At 45.1% G+C, this 15,837-nt stretch carries 15 protein-coding genes; 11 read left to right on the forward strand and 4 right to left on the reverse strand.

All coding sequences use genetic code 11. The features are described from left to right. Window positions 1–85 precede the first annotated feature (85 nt). From rlmN to spoVM, 6 genes are all read left to right on the forward strand, one after another. Window positions 86–1,126, forward strand: coding sequence for a 23S rRNA (adenine(2503)-C(2))-methyltransferase RlmN (gene rlmN / locus MHH89_RS03635; protein ID WP_036686196.1), 1,041 nt, complete (start codon window positions 86–88; stop codon window positions 1,124–1,126). A gap of 6 nt (window positions 1,127–1,132) precedes the next feature. Beyond that, window positions 1,133–1,906, forward strand: coding sequence for a Stp1/IreP family PP2C-type Ser/Thr phosphatase (locus MHH89_RS03640; protein WP_076129149.1), 774 nt, complete (start codon window positions 1,133–1,135; stop codon window positions 1,904–1,906). Then, entirely contained in the window at window positions 1,906–4,152 is a 2,247-nt protein-coding gene (pknB, locus tag MHH89_RS03645; RefSeq protein ID WP_341086360.1) for a Stk1 family PASTA domain-containing Ser/Thr kinase, read from the forward strand. Before MHH89_RS03640 ends, pknB begins: the two co-directional genes overlap by 1 nt. A gap of 96 nt (window positions 4,153–4,248) precedes the next feature. Continuing rightward, entirely contained in the window at window positions 4,249–5,154 is a 906-nt protein-coding gene (gene rsgA / locus MHH89_RS03650) for a ribosome small subunit-dependent GTPase A (protein WP_036686201.1), read from the forward strand. Window positions 5,155–5,158: 4 nt separating this feature from the next. Further along, window positions 5,159–5,824 (forward strand): ribulose-phosphate 3-epimerase, encoded by a 666-nt coding sequence (gene rpe / locus MHH89_RS03655; RefSeq protein WP_076189881.1) that lies wholly within the window; start codon window positions 5,159–5,161, stop codon window positions 5,822–5,824. 177 nt (window positions 5,825–6,001) lie between these two features. After that, window positions 6,002–6,082: a stage V sporulation protein SpoVM gene (gene spoVM / locus MHH89_RS03660; RefSeq protein ID WP_020431362.1), complete on the forward strand. Its 81-nt coding sequence runs from the start codon at window positions 6,002–6,004 to the stop codon at window positions 6,080–6,082. Between the two features lie 102 nt (window positions 6,083–6,184). Here the strand turns inward: spoVM and rpmB are convergent, their stop codons facing one another. Then, complete coding sequence (rpmB, locus tag MHH89_RS03665; RefSeq protein WP_036686205.1) at window positions 6,185–6,373, reverse strand: 50S ribosomal protein L28; 189 nt, start codon at window positions 6,371–6,373, stop codon at window positions 6,185–6,187. A gap of 190 nt (window positions 6,374–6,563) precedes the next feature. Between rpmB and MHH89_RS03670 the strand changes: the two genes are divergently transcribed. The 4 genes from MHH89_RS03670 to MHH89_RS03685 all read left to right on the forward strand — a co-directional run bounded on the left by MHH89_RS03670 (window position 6,564) and on the right by MHH89_RS03685 (window position 11,710). Continuing rightward, complete coding sequence (locus MHH89_RS03670; protein WP_076280820.1) at window positions 6,564–8,348, forward strand: DAK2 domain-containing protein; 1,785 nt, start codon at window positions 6,564–6,566, stop codon at window positions 8,346–8,348. Window positions 8,349–8,431: 83 nt separating this feature from the next. Further along, complete coding sequence (locus MHH89_RS03675; RefSeq protein WP_341086363.1) at window positions 8,432–9,295, forward strand: DegV family protein; 864 nt, start codon at window positions 8,432–8,434, stop codon at window positions 9,293–9,295. A gap of 9 nt (window positions 9,296–9,304) precedes the next feature. Continuing rightward, window positions 9,305–11,356, forward strand: coding sequence for an ATP-dependent DNA helicase RecG (gene recG, locus MHH89_RS03680; RefSeq protein WP_076280818.1), 2,052 nt, complete (start codon window positions 9,305–9,307; stop codon window positions 11,354–11,356). Window positions 11,357–11,422: 66 nt separating this feature from the next. Further along, entirely contained in the window at window positions 11,423–11,710 is a 288-nt protein-coding gene (locus tag MHH89_RS03685; protein ID WP_036686212.1) for a stage VI sporulation protein F, read from the forward strand. Window positions 11,711–13,020: 1,310 nt separating this feature from the next. Here the strand turns inward: MHH89_RS03685 and MHH89_RS03690 are convergent. The 3 genes from MHH89_RS03690 to MHH89_RS03700 all read right to left on the reverse strand — a co-directional run bounded on the left by MHH89_RS03690 (window position 13,021) and on the right by MHH89_RS03700 (window position 15,183). Further along, on the reverse strand, window positions 13,021–13,881 hold the full coding sequence (locus MHH89_RS03690; RefSeq protein WP_076125880.1) for a YitT family protein: 861 nt from the start codon (window positions 13,879–13,881) through the stop codon (window positions 13,021–13,023). Between the two features lie 128 nt (window positions 13,882–14,009). Next, window positions 14,010–14,231 (reverse strand): hypothetical protein, encoded by a 222-nt coding sequence (locus MHH89_RS03695; protein ID WP_341086367.1) that lies wholly within the window; start codon window positions 14,229–14,231, stop codon window positions 14,010–14,012. Window positions 14,232–14,820: 589 nt separating this feature from the next. Then, the gene (locus MHH89_RS03700) at window positions 14,821–15,183 is read right to left on the reverse strand and encodes a hypothetical protein (protein WP_076280816.1); all 363 of its coding nucleotides are present in this window, start codon (window positions 15,181–15,183) and stop codon (window positions 14,821–14,823) included. A gap of 184 nt (window positions 15,184–15,367) precedes the next feature. Between MHH89_RS03700 and MHH89_RS03705 the strand changes: the two genes are divergently transcribed. After that, complete coding sequence (locus tag MHH89_RS03705) at window positions 15,368–15,781, forward strand: DUF2500 domain-containing protein (RefSeq protein WP_254847614.1); 414 nt, start codon at window positions 15,368–15,370, stop codon at window positions 15,779–15,781. Window positions 15,782–15,837 lie beyond the last annotated feature (56 nt).

The raw sequence follows: 15,837 nt of genomic DNA on the forward strand, positions 1-15,837 counted from the left end.
TTTTACCGTCTCTGAAATTTGTGTTAAAATAGGAAGAATGAGAAATAATACGCATATCCTTATGAAAGAACAGGTGTAGATAATAATGAAACCTTTAATATATGATTTTTCTTTAGAAGAGTTACAACAGTGGGCGAAAGACAATGGTGAGCCTGCTTTTCGTGGTGGACAAATTTTTGATTGGCTGTATGTAAAACGTGTGAATGACTTCGAAGCAATGAGCAATTTGTCCAAAGGGCTTCGCCAGAAGCTGAATGAACAATTCTCTATTGCAGCGTTAACTGAAATTACTAAAATGGAATCTAAAGATGGAACTGTAAAATTCCTGTTTGGATTGCATGACGATCATGCTATCGAAACAGTTATCATGAAACATAATTATGGCAATAGCGTTTGTGTAACAACCCAAGTAGGGTGCCGAATCGGCTGTACTTTCTGTGCCTCCACACTCGGTGGATTAAAACGGGATTTGACAGCGGGAGAAATTGTAGCTCAGGTTGTTCGTTCCCAACAAATCCTTGATGCGCGCGGCGAACGTGTCAGCAGCATTGTTATCATGGGTACTGGTGAGCCGTTTGAGAACTATGATGCAACAATGAGATTCCTGCGTCTTATGATTCATGAGAAGGGCCTAAATATCGGACAACGGCATATTACTGTTTCCACCAGCGGTATTGTACCGAGCATTTATAAATTTGCAGAAGAAGATACCCAGATTAATTTGGCAATTTCGATTCATGCGCCTAACGACGCCTTGCGTTCAAAGCTAATGCCTGTTAACCGCCGTTTTCCGTTTGATGATGTAATTGAATCATTGCGTTATTATCAAGCTAAGACTGGACGACGTGTCAGCTTTGAATATGCCTTGATCGGCGGGGTAAATGACCAACCGGAGCATGCTGAGGAATTGGCCGGGGTGCTTAAGAGCATGCTGTGCCACGTCAATTTGATTCCGGTAAACCATGTGCCTGAGCGAAAATATGTACGTACTTCACGCAATGATATCTTTGAGTTTCAACGTATTTTGGCTGATAACGGGGTGAATGTTACTATTCGCCGTGAGCAAGGCCATGATATCGCGGCCGCATGCGGACAGCTGCGTGCCAAACATATGGAGTTGGGGTGAGGATATTTGATCAGAACAGTTCATGCCAGCGATATTGGCCGAGTGCGCTCTGTCAATGAGGATTCGGTCTGGATCGGCGCGACGCGCCACGGTTATACACTCGGTATTATTGCCGATGGGATGGGTGGACATCAGGCTGGTGAAACCGCAAGCAGGCTCGCTTTGGAGACAATGAGGAATAACCTGGACGGGTTAGAGCCTGAACTTCAAGACGAAGCTCTGCGTGATGCGTTGTCAGCTGCTATTTTGGAAGCTAACAGCACTGTGTTCAGGGAGGCTTCCGGTGACGATAAGTATCATAATATGGGTACTACTGTCGTTGCTGTTCTTTTGAATGGATCAAACGGATATATTGGCCATATCGGAGACAGCAGAGCCTATTTAATAAAAGACAGTGCGGCAGTTCAACTAACCGAGGATCATACGCTAGTCAATGAGCTGTTCAAGAACGGTCAGATCAGTGTGGAGGAATTGGATAATCATCCGCGTCGTAATGTGCTGACGAGGGCGCTTGGAACAGATGCTGAGGTTGAGGTTGATATGGCGCCTATAGCTCTGTTACCAGGGGAAATTTTGCTTCTATGCAGCGATGGTTTAAGCAACTTTGTCACAAATGAGCATTTAGGCAAAGTAGCAGGTATACATGAGATATCGTTAGAGGAAAGAGCGGACCGTTTACTTCAGCTGGCACTGCTCGCCGGCGGTGGCGATAATATTAGCGTCGCTTTGTTAGAACATCATGGAGAGGCCGCTGTGCCCGAAACAAAGGAGTGGGATTGATGATCGGTCACGAATTGGGCGGCCGTTACCAAGTCATCGAACGGATCGGCGGAGGTGGAATGGCGCTCGTCTATAGAGCACATGACATTCTTTTAAACCGAAATGTCGCCATCAAAGTATTGCGCAATCAGTTTGTGCATGACGAGGAATTTATTCGCCGTTTTAGGCGTGAGGCGCAGTCTGCCGCATCTTTGTCTCATCCGAATGTCGTCAGCATATACGATGTAGGACAAGAAGACGAAATTCATTACATTGTCATGGAGTATATTGAGGGTCAGAATCTTAATGAAATTATAAAAGAACGAGCGCCATTGCAGGTTGATGAATCCGTACGGATCGCTTCACAAATCTGTGATGCCCTAGATCATGCGCATCAGAATCAAATTATTCATCGTGATATAAAACCACATAATATCCTGATCGGACGCAATGGACGGGTGAAAGTAACCGATTTTGGGATTGCCCGCGCAGTTACGTCAACAACCATTACACAGACCGGTTCTGTGGTCGGTTCAGTACATTATTTCTCGCCAGAGCATGCCAAAGGTGTCTCTACAGGAGAAAAGTCTGACTTGTATTCATTAGGTATTGTACTTTATCAAATGCTTACTGGAAGCCTGCCCTTTTTGGGAGAGAGTCCGATTAGTGTAGCTTTAAAACATCTGCAAGAAGAGTTTGAAGAGCCAAAACTTCTGAATCCACTCATTCCGCAAAGCGTTGAGAATGTAATTCTGAGATCAATGCGTAAAAACCCGGAGGAGCGGTACGACTCTGCCAAAGAAATGTTACAGGATTTGGAAACATGCTTATTGCCGGAGCGCCGCAGTGAGGCGAAGATTCTGTTCAACGATGAAGAAGATGAGGATCGTACGCGGGTTATCCCGGCGATAAAACCGATTCAAAGAAGCAATGGTAATCGTAATCATCGTGAGGAACGGATGGTTCGTGATGAAGATGATGAACCGGTGCCTTCAAGCAAAGGTAAAAAACAATGGGCAAAACCCACATTATGGATTGGGCTTACCTTACTGTTGCTGTTGGCTATGGCCAGTCTCGTATGGTACGTTAAATCACAGCTAGTTGTTCCTGAGGTTTCCGTTCCTTATGTAGTAGGTAAACAGATAGAACAAGCACAAACTGAGCTTGAGGATTTGGGGCTTGAGGTTGCTGATCCTATTCTGTATGACTACAGTCCGAATTTTGAAGAGAATGTGGTCATTAAGCAGAGTAGGGAAAAGGATGCCAAAGTGAAAAAAGGAGCGTCCCTTATACTCACTGTGAATACGGCTAAGCCATTACCCAAGATGCCAGATGTAGTTAACAAGAGCTTTGATGATGCGGTTAAGGCATTGATGGCGCTGGGTGTAGCCCAAGACAGGATTGATAATAAACCTCTCTATGACGAAAATACAGATGAAGGTCTCATTGTAAAATCTGACCCTGCATTAAATACTGAATTCGATCCTGAGACGGTTCAAATCACCCTTTACGTTAGTAAAGGAGAAGAAAGTGTACTGTTGCCAGATCTCATCGGTAAGACGGAGAGTGAGGCAAAGGCGCTGCTTGAAGGTGCCAAGCTTGTTCTTGGAGAAGTGAAGAAAGAATCCAGCTTCAGCATTGAAGAAGGTAAAGTAACAAAGACTTGGGCATTTGATAAAGGGACAGGTACTTCTGTTCCACCTGGAACAGCGATTACGATTTACTTAAGTACAGGTTATCCACCTGAAGCCCTGAATTATACCTTTAATGTGCCAGTCGCTCCTACTCAGGATGGGAAAAAGAGCAAGATTCGTATCGAATTCGTGGATGCACGCAATAATGGAGAGAAACAGGATTGGGGAACACGTACCATTGGAAAGAGCCAAGTGTTATCCGTTAATCTAGTATTGGCTCCTAATAAAGATGGTTCGGTTATTGTTACCCGTGACGGTGTGCTTTTGGACACTTATGTCATTCCTTATATCGATGCGAAGAACGGAACCGTTCAGGAGCCTGAACCACCAGTTATAGCAACACCACAGCCAACTCCAACACCTTCTGCTGAACCTACGCCTACAATTGAACCTACGATTGAACCGGAGATCTTGCCGGGTTCAGGTTCAGAGAATGACGGAGGGAATAACGGGGCGGTGAATCAGACAGGGTTCGTAAACAATAGTTCTATAAATAGTGAATCGACTAATAATGGCAATAATAAGCACAACAATAAAGGCAAGGATAAATCTAAAGATAAAAACAACAACTAAACAGGGTTTAACCTGAACGGTTGGCGTAGCGAAATGACCCGGGGATATCAGACTTGGGTCATTTTCGCAAAATCAGGAGAGGAAGGCTCACTATGTATGCCTGAAGGAATAATTGTTAAGGCGTTAAGCGGTTATTATTATGTGAAACCGCTCCGCGAAGGATTAATTGCGACTGAAGAGCATTCTGTTCAATGCAGAGGCCGAGGAATTCTCAAGAAAAAAGGGATCGCTCCGCTAGTTGGAGATCGGGTTATTTATATCCTTACTGAGCATGGAGAAGGAATGGTGGATGAACTTCTACCTAGAGAATCTGAACTGATTCGTCCACCTGTAGCGAATGTTAAGCTCGCAGTGCTTTTATTCTCCGTTCGGGAGCCCGATATGAACCTGAATCTGTTGGACAAGTTTCTAGTTCATATTGAGCATTCGGGTCTGGAACCCCTAATTGTTCTGACTAAACAGGATTTGGCGGATGATGATGGTGAAGCTACCCGTTATGTTAAAGAACTTTATGAGGATATCGGATATGAAGTGATGGTCACAAGTTCACTTACTGGTGCCGGAAGCGATGAGCTAAGACAAAGGCTTACTGGAGGCATCAGCGTATTTGCGGGTCAATCCGGGGTTGGTAAGTCCACCTTATTGAATCGTATTGTTCCAGGGCTTAAACTGGAGACTGGAGAGATCAGTTTACGATTGGGACGTGGTCGTCATACGACCCGTCATGTGGAGCTGATGGATATTGGTGGTGGTGGTTTTGTTGCAGATACCCCAGGTTTTAGTCAGCTTGATTTCTTGGAGCTTGGTGTAGAAGAGCTGTCCACTTGTTTTCGTGAATTTGCTCAATACGCATCCGATTGTAAGTTCCGGGGCTGCAGTCATCAGCATGAACCAGGCTGCCGTGTAATAGAGGCTTGGAAAGCAGGGAAAATTGCGGATAGTCGCTATGATCATTACAAACTGTTTTTTAATGAAATGAAAGATAAAAAGCGGAGGTACTAACATCATGATACGAATAGCACCATCTTTATTGTCGGCAGATTTCGCGCGTTTAGGTCCAGAAGTTGCAGAGGCGGAAGCCAGTGGTGGAGATTGGATACATGTGGATGTAATGGACGGTCATTTTGTGCCGAATATCACGTTGGGTCCACCTATTGTAAAAGCTGTATCGTTACATACCAAGCTGCCACTTGATGTTCACTTGATGATTGAGTCACCAGAACGTTATATCCCTGATTTTGCTGCAGCTGGTGCAAGTGTGATCACCGTTCACGCTGAGGCATGCGTTCATTTGCATCGTGTGGTTCATCAGATCAAGGAACTGGGGCTGAAGGCAAGTGTAGCAATTAATCCGGGTACTCCGGCATCAGCGGTGCGTGAGGTGCTGGAGGATGTGGATATGATTCTGGTGATGACCGTTAATCCAGGCTTTGGTGGTCAAGCATTCATTCCTAACACTTTGCGCAAAATCACTCAAATTCGAGAATGGGCGAATGAAGTGAATCCAGATTTATTGATCGAAGTAGATGGTGGAGTATCGGAAGATACAGCACCATTGGTTGTGGCAGCTGGAGCCGATGTTTTGGTAGCGGGGAATGCAGTTTTTGGCCGGAGTGATCGTGCTGCGGCGATCCAAGGAATTCGAGAAGCAGCCGAATCAGCACTGTGTTAAAAAATAGGCGATTGAGACTAGAGGTATAGGCCAAGTCCTCGGTGCATAAATATGGTTACATGAGCAGAAATCTCATGTAGCCTTTTTTTGTTTTGGCAGGGAGGACTGCAGTTCGTTTCCGTTATTGACAAGAGGAAAGTCTCCTGCGTACGGCATGAATTGATGGGAGGGTAAATCATGAAATTTTACACGTTTAAGCTGCCAAGGTTTTTGGGAGGTTTTGTTAAAGCAATATTGAACACATTTCAGAAGAGTTAAGCCTCTAACAGAAAAGAAAACATGAAAAAAAGCACCTTACAAATGTAAAGGGTGCTTTTTGCTTCATATAAGTTATCGTTCGGTCTTAAAAATTGCTAAAGACTAAACGCGTTCAACTTTACCGGCTTTCAAAGCACGGGTGCTGACGTACACGCGTTTTGGTTTACCGTTCACGAGGATACGGACCTTCTGAACGTTAACTCCCCAAGAACGACGGTTGCGGTTATTAGCGTGAGACACGTGGTTGCCGCTGCTCGGTTTCTTGCCTGTTACTGCACATTTGCGGGACATAGATTACACCTCCTTATTCCTAACACCTGCATAAACAATACTTATCTATAATATCACAGCAAATTTTGCTACGTCAACCGATTCAAAAACATTTATTTCTTTTAATACTTATAGTACAATGTAAATTAGTGCATTATGTCCTGTTAATCATAGAATGATTAGGCATGAAGTTAGGAAGGGGAATTCTCAATTGAGTAAGCGTTCTATAAACGGAACAGATTTTACCGCTATGGTATTGGCTGGAGCGGATAAGCTGCAACAGCATGCAGAACACGTCAATTCCCTAAATGTTTTTCCGGTCCCAGACGGAGATACCGGTACAAACATGAATTTGACGATGACCGCAGGTGCGAATGAATTAAAGAAAAATAACACCACTTCTGTGGGCCAATGTGCAGGTGTACTCTCCAAGGGCTTATTAATGGGAGCTCGCGGGAATTCCGGCGTTATTTTGTCCCAGTTATTCAGAGGGTTTAGCAGGTATGCGGCTCAACATGATGAGCTTAATACACAGCAGTTCGCTGCTGCGCTGCAAACCGGAGTGGACGCTGCGTATAAAGCAGTTGTAAAGCCTGTAGAGGGAACTATTCTTACTGTAGCTAAAGAGGCTGCAAGACATGCTGTTTATTATGCCCGCCGTACTACTGACGTTGTGGAGCTGATGACAGAGGTATTAGCCAAAGCAAAAGAAGCCTTAGCTTATACGCCTGAGCAATTACCTGTATTGAAGCAAGTCGGTGTTGTAGATTCTGGCGGTCAAGGTTTGGTCTACATTTATGAAGGGTTTCACCAGCATCTGACGAACGGAAGTACCGGTCTGTCTGAATCTGTGCAAGGACAAACCCACACACCCGTTGCACCAGCGCCTAAACCCGTGTTAACGAAACCTGAAAATGAACTGTTTTCTGTACAGTCTTCTGCGCAGTCACAGCTATCTACTGAAGATATAGAATTTCTATATGATATGGAGTTTTTCATTAATCGCCAGTTAGGCGCTAACGTGAGAACTAATTTTGATGAGGAAGCTTTTAGGAAAGCGTTGTCAGTTAATGGCGATTCCATTATTGTAATTTCGGATGATGAGACGATTAAAGTGCATGTGCATTCTAAGGCTCCAGGTGAAGTGATGAACTTGGCTCTTCTTTATGGGGAGATCACGCAGATTCATATTCTTAATATGCGAGAGCAGCATCGTGACCTGCTGACTGCGGGTATGGATATTGCACCAATGCCTGATGTATTCGCTGATATGCCGAATGAGAAGAGTGCAGTGCAAATGTCTCCTGCTGAGCCACCAGCTGATGATTTGGCACCTTACGGCTTCATTGCGGTATCTTCTGGCGCAGGTATTGCTGATATTTTCAAAAGCCTTGGAGTGGACGTAGTCCTAGCTGGTGGTCAAACAATGAATCCTAGCACGGAGGATTTCGTGAACGCGATTTCTTCTATATCTGCGAAGCATGTTTATATTTTGCCGAATAACTCGAACATTGTTCTTGCCGCTCAACAAGCTAAAGATCTTCTAGAAGGCGAACGTGAGATTACGGTGATTCCAAGTAAAAGTATTCCACAGGGAATAGCAGCAGCTTTTGCGTTCCAAGAGGAAGATGCTGTGGAGACTAATTCTGAGAATATGCTGGAAGCAATCTCTCATGTGAAATCCGGACAAGTAACGAACGCTGTGCGTGATACAAGCTTTGATGGGCTGGAGATTAAATCGGGCCAATTTATTGGGATTTCTAATTCTAAAATTGTTGCTGCGGCGGATGATCTTTTGGCTGCAAGTCAGGCGCTGTTATCCAACATGCTGGAGAATGGCGACGAAATCGTCACGATCCTTATTGGTGCAGAAACAGAATCCGAGGCTACTGATTCTTTGAGTGAGTGGCTGGAAGAGACTTATCCGAATGTGGAAGTTGAGATTCATGAGGGTGGCCAACCCCTGTATTATTATCTGTTCTCTGTAGAGCCATAGGTAGGAATTAATGGTTCTTTAACAATGGAGTAGAAATTTGCTATTGCGTAGTTGGCAAAATTATAGCTTGGGGGAGAAAATCCATGAATCGTACCATTATCGTCACCGACAGCACTTCAGATATCCCGCCAACAATGGCGGAAACGTACGGAATTGAGGTAGTACCGTTGACCTTAATGTTCGGCGAAGAGGCTTTTAGGGACAATCTGGATATGACTCCGGAGCAGTTCTATGAGCGTCTTCCCCGTACCTCACAGCTGCCGACTACTTCTCAACCCTCACCGGTTGAATATATGAATGTGTACCGCAGTATTCTGGAGCGTAACCCGGGCTGTTCTATCCTTTCCTTTCATATTTCTTCTGGACTGAGCGGGACTTATCAATCTGCATTGCTGGCTAAATCGATGCTGGAGGAAGAGGGAGAAGGAATCACTGTTGTGGATTCTCTCTCCGCTTCTTATGGTTTTGGATTTATGGTAGTGGAAGCTGCCAGAATGTCTGCTGAGGGCAAAGGACCTGAAGAGATACTTGAGGCTGTAGAAAGCCTACGTCAAACGCGTAAGCTTTACTTCTTAGTAGATACACTTGAATATTTACAAAAAGGCGGGAGAATTGGGAAAGCCTCCGCTATTCTGGGGACACTTCTGAATATTAAGCCGATCCTGTCCATTGATGCAGAAGGAATTATTTATGCGGTGGAGAAAGTTAGAGGCCGTAAGAAGGCTGTCGCCCGTATGATTGAACTGTTCAAGCGGGATCTGCAGGGTGTAAACAAAATCAATGTGGCCGTGGGTCATACGGCTGAACCGGCTTCCGGCGAGGAGTTCCTGAATGAGCTTGCAGGACACTTCACCTTGGAAGAAAAAGTGCTGACGAACGTCGGCCCTGTCGTGGGCAGCCATGTCGGTAACGGTACATTAGCTGTGTTCATTTGGCCTGCAAAATGAGGGATAAATATGACACTGGCATTAAATCAAATTGAAGTGAAAAACATAACTGGCGTGAGTGCTCAAAAGCAAAGCGAGCTTCACGCCTTTGGCGTCTTTACAGTAAAGGATTTATTAGAGTATTATCCGTTCCGCTACGAGGATTATCGGCCCCGCTCGCTTAGCGAGACTAAACACGGGGATAAAGTGACCGTTGAGGCAAAAGTGATCGGTATCCCTGTGCTGCAGCGCTTTGGCGGCAAGTCACGTCTCAGCTGTAAGATGGTTGCAGAGCCCTGGATGTTCACAGCAACCTGGTTTAACCGCCATTACGTAAGAGAGCAACTCACTGTGGGACGGGAAATTGTGCTGACCGGCAAATGGGATCAGAAGCGCAATCAGATTACAGTGACTGATTATGAATTTCCGGATCGTGGTGAAGGGAAGACGGGAACACTGCAGCCGGTCTATTCAGTAGGTGGTAAGATCACGCAGTCCTGGATCAGGAAGGTTATTAATCAGGGACTTCAGCAGTACGGGGATCTGATTCCAGAAATTTTACCGCATTCTATTATGAGGGAATATGACTTCATGCCGCGTAAACGGGCCATTGCCACTATTCATAGGCCTGAGGACACTCGTGAAGGGCAGCAGGGGCGCCGTAGGATGGTGTATGAGGAACTATTCCTGTTCCAGTTGAAGATGCAAGCGTTCAGGGTTCTGAACCGCGGGCGGATGGATGGGGTAGTCCACACAGTGGATAACGCGACGGTACGCCAGTTCGTTCGCAGTCTGCCTTTTGAGCTTACAGATGCACAGAAACGTGTAGAGCTGGAGATTTTACATGATCTGCGTTCACCATATTGCATGAATCGTCTGCTGCAAGGAGATGTTGGCTCGGGTAAAACAGTGCTTGCGGCAGTGGCGCTTTTTGCTACGGTAAGATCTGGTTTTCAGGGCGCACTTATGGTGCCTACAGAGATTTTAGCAGAGCAGCATATGCGTTCACTTACCAGAATGTTTGAGCCGTTTGGGATTACTGTAGGACTCCTGACGGGCAGTGTGACTGGCCGAAAACGTAAAGAATTATTGGCCTCGTTGCAAATGGGGATGCTTGATATCGTGGTAGGAACACATGCTTTGATTCAGGAGGATGTATTTTTCCGTGATCTGGGACTTGTAGTAACTGACGAGCAGCATCGTTTTGGTGTGAATCAGCGTGGTGTATTGCGGCGTAAAGGATATAATCCGGATGTACTGACGATGACGGCGACGCCTATTCCTCGTACGCTAGCCATCTCTGTTTTTGGCGATATGGATGTATCCACTTTATCTGAGAGGCCGAAAGGCCGGGTGCCAATAACTAGCTACTGGGTAAAGCATGATCTCATGGATCGTGTGCTGAATCTGATTAAGCGTGAAATTGATCTCGGTCGTCAAGCTTATCTGATCTGTCCGCTTATTGAAGAGTCCGAGAAGCTGGATGTGCAGAATGCTATTGATTTGCATATTCAGATGAGCCAAGCTTTCCCTAGCTATAAAGTTGGGCTTTTACATGGTAAAATGACTCCCGCTGAAAAAGATGAAGTGATGCGGGCATTTTATAACAATGAGCTACAGCTGCTTGTGTCCACTACGGTGGTGGAGGTGGGTGTGGACGTTCCTAATGCTACATTGATGATCATTATGGATGCGGATCGTTTTGGCCTGTCACAGCTGCACCAGCTGCGTGGACGGGTAGGAAGAGGGCAGCATGCCTCTTTTTGTGTGTTGGTAGCTGATCCAAAATCTGAAATCGGACGTGAGCGAATGACTGCCATGACCGATACGGATGACGGATTTGAGATTTCCCGAAGGGATTTGGAGCTGCGTGGTCCGGGGGACTTTTTTGGGACAAAGCAGAGTGGATTACCGGAGTTTCGGCTGGCAGATATGACGGCTGACTTTGAAATTCTCGAGCAGGCGCGGGATGATGTTGCTGAGCTGCTTAAGGATGAAGCCTTTTGGACATCACCTGAATATGCAGCTCTTCGGCATTATTTACAGAGTGAACAGATCTTCCAAGGAGAATTAATTGACTAACTAGGCACATGTAGCACCGAAGGCTCATATACTGTGAAAGATTGGATATGACGGGAGGTGCTACACTTGGGTTATCAACAATTCGGAATTAGCCCTCAGTTGGTGGATCGCATCAAGCTGAAGATGAAAAACTCGACTGTGAAGGATCGTATCAAAAGTATGATTGAGGGCATCTCGAAACAGGAGCTGCAGGATCCTGCGGTTGTTCGCAGATTGGTACGAAAAGCGTCAGGTGTATTGAACGAGAAATTGACCTCGACACAGGAAGAACAAATTGTGAAGTTTATCATCGCGCAGAAAATCGATCCGAACAACACCTTTCATTTGATCCGCTTGTGGGGAATGTTCCGTTAAGTAGCGTATTAAATGAAAAGTAGGGGTTGTCCATAGATGTTTTTTTCATCGTATGTGACAGTCTGCAAGCAGCGATCCTCCTATTATTGGAGGATCGCTGCTTTGCGTTTTTGGCCGTAGTTACGGCTTGCTGAATAGTGACTCTATTTCGGACAACCGTTGCCTCCGAATCATAGCCATTCGTCGTCCGCTACCGCTGAATGATGTTCATCCATCGTTTGATGCCACCGAATCATGGTCAACCTTCGTCAGATGCCACTGAATCATAGTCAACCGTTGTCCAATACCGTAGAAATATGATCATTCGCTATCCGATCCCGCCGAATTATATCCATCCTACGTCTAATACCACCGAATCATAGTCATCCGCCGTCCGATACCCCGAATCACATTCACCCGCCGTAAGATGTCGCCGAATCATGTTCATCTGCCGTGGGGTACCGCTGAATTATGTTTATCCATCGTCTGATGCTACCGATTCATGTTTATCCATCGTCTGATGCTACCAAATCATGTTCATCCATCGTCTGCTGACCCCGAATCATAGTCATCCACCGTCTGTTCCCGCCGAATCATGATCATCCGCTGTGGCATTCGGACTCCAATGACGTTATTCGCAAATATATCGCCTTTGGAGCAAGGATTCGGACCCCAGTGCAGTTATTCATAAGAAATAGGCTCGTAGTTGGCGTTTTTGGTGCCAATAGGGGCTATGCGGTCCGATAGCATCCAAAATTCAGGATAATTCCGCGTATAAGGTCCGCTGTGTCCGATGCCACCGAATTCCATTCATCTGCCGTGGGGGTACCGCTGAATTATGTTTATCCATCGTCTGATGCTACCGAATCAAGTTCATCTGCTGTCGGGTACCACCGAATCTTGTTCATCTGCAAGTTGCTACCGCCGAATCATGATCATCCGCTGTGGCATTCGGACTCCAATGACGTTATTCGCAAATATATCGCCTTTGGAGCAAGGTTTCGGACCCCAGTGCAGTTATTCATAAGAAATAGACTCGTAGTTGGCGTTTTTTGTGCCAATAGGAGCTATGGGGTCCGATAGCATCCAAAATTCAGGATTATTTCGCGTATAAGGTCTCCTAAGTCCGATAGCTGCCTCAATCGCGCAAACATGTTAGATTAAGCGAAGTTTGAGGCCTCGATCAAGAAGTTTTGGGTCTCAAACAAAAAAAAGGAGTCTTCGCTCAAGAAATTAGGTCTCGCGCAGAAAAATTGGTTGCGATCAAAGGCTAAGTTCAAAAAGAAAGGAGCGCTCCAGCCATTTTCATGGCTTAAGGGCGCTCCCTTTTTTTATTCGTGTAAGCGTGTTTGTCTATGATCTTTAGTGGCTGATCTGAACACAATTTGGCTCTCTGAATCACACTGTAGAACGAGTGCCCGAAGATGCTCTTCTTCCATTCTGTTCGTCAGACAAAACAACGTGCTAACCTCTCCATCTTGCCCTGAACCTTCAGCAATCGCAGCTTCTCGGTTTAGGGAGCTTGCGATTGCTTGCTGAATGTCCAAACATCGGCTGCTGGTAATCCAAGCAGTGCGGGAGTGGGATAATCCCCGTAGTGAGATACGAACACCTTCGAAAGCCAGCAGGTAGGCAATAATAGAATACATTGCTTGCTCCCAACCGAACAATGTTCCTGCAAAAAGCAGAATTGCACAGTTCAGGATCATAATAACGACTTCCGTTGATTTTGGAGGTCCGCCGCTCAGCAGAGAATACCCCTGGTCACTGGCTTGTTTATTTACACCGCCGAATCTCACAGATATTCCAATACCTACTCCAAGACAGATGCCTCCTGCCATTGCCGCAGGTAAAGGATCGCTAATCACAGCAGGAAAACGATGCAGCGCAAGAGACGCGATGGTTAGGCAGGTTAATCCCAAAACAGTGTAAAGAGCAAAGCGGAGATTTACTTGTTTTCGCGACATAAATATAAAGGGCAGGTTGAATAGAAATAGAAACAATCCAAGCTGCATTTCAGTAGTATGAGCGAATAATGCGGATAAACCTGTAATCCCGCCGACAACAAGGCCATGTGGCATTAAAAATAATTCCAATCCTACAGCAGCAAGCAATGCGCCGGCAATGACTGTGAGAACTCGGAAGGTAGAGCTTCTTTGTAGCTGTTGACGTTGATTTATTTTGTTCTGCATAGTTTTTCCTCCTTCAACAGGGGAAACGACCTTACTCATTTTCAGTGGCTATGGCAGATTTTTTGGATATTCGTGCATCATGTCGTTTCTCAAAGTTGGATACTTTATCCGTTATTTTACAAATCTATTTAGATTCCTTCGTCAGACAATGTCCAAGGACAACAAGGATCAGCACGTAAATGTCTGCGAATGGCTGCAAATGGTTGCAAATCTCTGCGAAAGGCTGAAAATGGCCGCAAATAGCTGCAAATAGCTGCAAATAGCTGTAAAGGGCCGCGAATGGTTGCGAATGTCTGCAAATGGTTGCGAACGGCTGCAAATGGCTGCAAATAGTGAAGACTAGCCAGCACTCCGCCTGCTTTACCCAAATTGGCTAAAACAATTTAAAGTTTATCCCGTGAGACTATAGGCATCCAATGATAGATGAAGCATGAAGGCTGTGACCAACGCTACGTCCGGCCAGTAAGCCTGCAACGAAGTTGCGCCAATCAGTATAACGATAACTGCTGCAAGGGAGTACCAGAGCGCCTCACCGCCTAAGGTGGGTGGATGTAACTTAGTCTCAAGCTGAAGAAGAAGATGGCACCTAAGAAATAACGAAATAGGATCACGAGCTTTTCAATTCGTCTCACATGTTCGGTTTCAGCGAGGACAAGTCCACTAGTAGTGCGCCAATAACTTCTGTCTGCTAGACGAGTGCTCTCGGAGAATCCAGCAATCAAGAATAGTGCTGCGAATATTACTAATGTACACCGGAACGGATATCCAGAACATGGTTCAGCCAAGATACTTGCTTTCTTCCAGTGGATGATGAGCAATGCGAGCATGTATAGCCACCGGGAAATCCGCATCTCTATAATTCATGAACCTAAGATTTTTATCAATTGAAGTTCTAAATTCCCTTCAGCCGACATTCATTTAGGGCAGAGGTGAACTTCGTTAGTAGAGTGAAATTAGAAAATGAGACGTGAATTTTAACAGGTACAGCCGCAGTCGAAGCAGGAATTTATAAATCACTGGACGGAACAGTAAAGAAAGTACAGGGAGTATTGCAATTACCGCAAGTGACTTCGTTCCCCACTGTTCAGTTATTTTGATGGCTCCTACCTGAGGGGTTATTTGAGGTGCAATCCTTACGGGAGGTGTAAACTTTCGCTCGTAGCGTTCAATTTCGGATGTCGTTGATTCTTGCTCCGTAGTGAATAATCCTCCAGACCAGGCAGGTGGAAAAGAGAACATCATTCCCAGAATTAGGACTATACGAAGAAACCAATGTAGTGATAAACGCGCTATATATTGCACCGAAATAACACCTCCCAACTGTATGTAGTATAAAAAGCATACCATACCTTTTCCTTTGAATCCAAATTGTTTTGTGAAAAAAATTCATATATAGATGATGAAAACATGAAACCGAACGGGAAAAATGACGTATTTCGCAGCATAGATAACTTTTATTATCTAGTTTCAGTCAGGAGGGATAAATTTGAGCGAATGGCAGGATTTTAACGGTTTTGATGAGCGCAGCTTTTTCGGAAGTTTCATTCATGAGATGCCACTGTTTTTTAAATTATTTGCTTTGCTTTTTCTTGGCCTTTTCGTTTTTATAATTGTTAAATCAGTGAGAATCTGGATGTCCAATAACGCAAGTCCTTTGATAAAAGCAAACTGCACAGCGGTCACCAAACGAACCGAGGTATGGGGTGGATCCGGTGAATCGAGAGCAAATACTAGTTATTACGTTACGTTTGAGTTTGCCGATGGCACTCGTTTAGAGTTGCAGGTAAGAGATCAGGATTTTGGCCTGATTGTAGAAGGGGACCGAGGTGAACTCCTGTATCAAGGGACTAGGTTTAAAAGCTTCAATCGCGATTTGAAGAAAGAACATCTAAATTTCTAAAAAAGTACATACCATTCAAGAATCACCATGCCTGTTTTGGGTAAAACTCATATGAG

Source organism: Paenibacillus sp. FSL H7-0323 (assembly GCF_038002725.1).
Taxonomy (GTDB): domain Bacteria; phylum Bacillota; class Bacilli; order Paenibacillales; family Paenibacillaceae; genus Paenibacillus_AQ; species Paenibacillus_AQ odorifer.

Coding starts and splice junctions, on each gene's coding strand:
- rlmN (WP_036686196.1), top strand. CDS start 86: ATGAAACCTTTAATATATGATTTTTCTTTAGAAGAGTTACAACAGTGG.
- pknB (WP_341086360.1), top strand. CDS start 1,906: ATGATCGGTCACGAATTGGGCGGCCGTTACCAAGTCATCGAACGGATC.
- rsgA (WP_036686201.1), top strand. CDS start 4,249: ATGCCTGAAGGAATAATTGTTAAGGCGTTAAGCGGTTATTATTATGTG.
- rpe (WP_076189881.1), top strand. CDS start 5,159: ATGATACGAATAGCACCATCTTTATTGTCGGCAGATTTCGCGCGTTTA.
- spoVM (WP_020431362.1), top strand. CDS start 6,002: ATGAAATTTTACACGTTTAAGCTGCCAAGGTTTTTGGGAGGTTTTGTT.
- rpmB (WP_036686205.1), bottom strand. CDS start 6,373: ATGTCCCGCAAATGTGCAGTAACAGGCAAGAAACCGAGCAGCGGCAAC.
- MHH89_RS03675 (WP_341086363.1), top strand. CDS start 8,432: ATGAATCGTACCATTATCGTCACCGACAGCACTTCAGATATCCCGCCA.
- recG (WP_076280818.1), top strand. CDS start 9,305: ATGACACTGGCATTAAATCAAATTGAAGTGAAAAACATAACTGGCGTG.
- MHH89_RS03690 (WP_076125880.1), bottom strand. CDS start 13,881: ATGCAGAACAAAATAAATCAACGTCAACAGCTACAAAGAAGCTCTACC.